Here is a 2,463-nt window from a genome sequence, read left to right as displayed (position 1 = left end):
CATGGCCCCGGCGTCGCCGGGCGCCACGCCGACGCCCTCCGCGTCCGCCACCGCCTCGCCGAGCGCCGCCGCGCCCAGTGCCAGCGCGGTGCCGGTGCCGGCCAGCATCGAGGAGCAGCGCAAGGTCGTCGAGCAGAAGGTCGGCGCCGCCGCGTGGCAGGCCGCCAACGGGTTGCAGGCCCCGGCCGACCTGACCGCCGACCCGTCGCTGGCCGAGAAGCTCAAGCCGTTCGGCACGCTGTCTCCGCAGGAGGTCGCGGTGCTGCCGGCGCAGATGCAGTTCAACGTGCCGACGATCACCTGCACGCAGCTCGACCAGCGCCCCCCGGCGTCGATCTCCGACCCGAAGCAGCAGGTGGTCTCCTGCGAGGACGGCGCTTCGAAGTACCTGCTCGACCAGGCCAAGGTCGAGGGCACCGACGTGTCCGACGCCGACGCGGTGCTCGACCAGACGAACGCCTGGGTGGTCAGCCTGGACTTCACCGGCGACGGCCAGGGCAAGTGGACCTCGCTGACCCGAGAGGCGTTCACCAACGAGGGCCAGGCCTGCGACGCGGCCGCGCTGGGCCAGGACGGCAAGTGCCGGGTGGCCGTCGTGCTGGACAACAAGATCGTCTCTTCCCCGGAGATCCAGGGCGTGCTGACCGGCAACTCCCAGATCACCGGCACCTTCACCCAGAAGGACGCCAGCACCCTCGCCGGTCAGCTCCGCTACGGCGCTCTGCCGGTGACCTTCAAGCAGCAGGAGGCGCAGAACGTCACCGCCACGCTGGGTGCCAGCCACCTGCGCGCCGGTCTGCTGGCGGCCGGCATCGGCATGCTGCTGGTCATCATCTACGCGTTCTTCTACTACCGGCTGCTCGGCTCGGTGATCTTCCTGAGCCTGATCCTCTCCGCGCTGCTGGTCTTCGGCGCGCTGGTGGTGCTCGGCCGGCAGATCGGGTTCACGCTCACCCTCGCCGGCATCGCCGGCATGATCGTCTCGCTCGGTGTGGCGGCGGACTCGTTCGTCATCTACTTCGAACGACTGAAAGACGAGATCCGGGAGGGGCGCAGCCCGCGTAGTGCGGTGCCCCGTGCCTGGATCCGGGCCCGTCGGACGATCATCTCGGCCAACGCGATCACCCTGCTCTCCGCTGTGGTGCTCTACGTGGTCTCGGTCGGCACGGTCAAGGGCTTCGCGTTCGCGCTCGGCCTGGCCACCATCCTGGACCTGGTCGTGGTCTTCCTCTTCCGGCACCCGATCATGACGATGTTCGCCCGGACCCGGGCGTTCCTGTCCCCGCGGGTCAGCGGTCTGGGCCGGGCACTTCCGGCCCGCAACCAGCCGACTCAGCCCCGCAACCCGCGCGCCAAGGAGGCCTGAGATGGCTGAAAACGGTCTGGCGAGCCGCCTCTACAACGGCGAGGCCGGTCTCAACATCGTCGGCCGGCGCAAGCTCTGGTTCGGCGTCGCCGGGGTCCTGGTCCTGATCGCGATCCTCAGCTTCTCGATCCGTGGGTTCAGCCTGGGCATCGAGTTCGCCGGCGGCAACTCGTTCCAGGTGCCGGCCAGCGTCGGCACCCTGGACGACGCCGAGCGGGAGGTCAACTCGGCCCTCGCATCCCAGAACACCGGCGTCGAGGTGGCCACCACGCAGAAGGTCGGCGGCCCGGGCGGCGACTCCTACGAGCTGCGCACGCCGCAGCTCGACGCCGACCAGGCCACCGCGGTCAAGGCACAGATCGCCGAGGACCTCGGCATCAACGCCGACCAGATCAGCAGCAACCAGGTCAGTGAGGCCTGGGGCAGCCAGGTGACCGAACGGGCCGTGCTCGGTCTGGTCATCTTCCTCGCGCTGGTGATGGTCTACCTGATCCTGCGCTTCGAGTGGCGGATGGCCGTCGCTGCGGTCGCCTCGCTGATCACGAACCTGATCCTCACCGCCGGGATCTACTCGCTTGTCGGCTTCGAGGTCACCCCGTCGACGATCATCGGCTTCCTCACCATCCTGGGCTTCGCGCTCTACGACGTGGTGGTGGTCTTCGACAAGGTCCAGGAGAACACCCGGGGCATCACCGCCAACAACAACCAGACGTACGGCGAGGCGGCCAACCTGGCCGTCAACCAGAGCCTGATGCGGTCGTTGAACACCTCCGTGGTCGCCCTGCTGCCGGTCGGCGGCCTGCTCTTCATCGGTGCCGGCCTGCTCGGCGCCGGCACGCTGAAGGACCTCGGTCTGGTGCTGTTCGTCGGTATGGCGGTGGCGTTCCTGACCTCCATCCTGGTGGCCACCCCGCTGCTGGCGCTGCTCAAGAACTACGACCCGCGGATCCAGGCGCACAACAAGCGCGTCCTGACCCGGCGGGGCGGGGTCGCCCGCGGCGAGGTCACCGGGCGGGGTGCTGCCGCGAGCCCGGCAGCCGAGGCCGACGTGACCGACGAGCCGGTCGACCAGGACGCCGCCGCGCTGGCCGGTGCCG

Annotated in this window: 2 protein-coding genes; both read left to right on the top strand. The window is 69.6% G+C overall.

Annotated features, from left to right (window positions below):
• Nucleotides 1-1,366: protein translocase subunit SecD (gene secD / locus PSH25_RS26580; protein WP_238661640.1), on the top strand; the 1,366-nt coding region annotated here is incomplete at its 5' end.
• Between the two features lies 1 nt (nt 1,367).
• Nucleotides 1,368-2,463 (top strand): protein translocase subunit SecF (gene secF / locus PSH25_RS26575; protein WP_238661639.1); only part of this gene is annotated, 1,096 nt, incomplete at its 3' end.

Source organism: Micromonospora foliorum (assembly GCF_022229015.1).
In the GTDB taxonomy this organism is placed as follows: Bacteria; Actinomycetota; Actinomycetes; order Mycobacteriales; family Micromonosporaceae; genus Micromonospora; species Micromonospora foliorum.
Note: the sequence above shows the minus strand (reverse complement) of the source record. Positions and strands in the feature narration are given on the sequence as shown.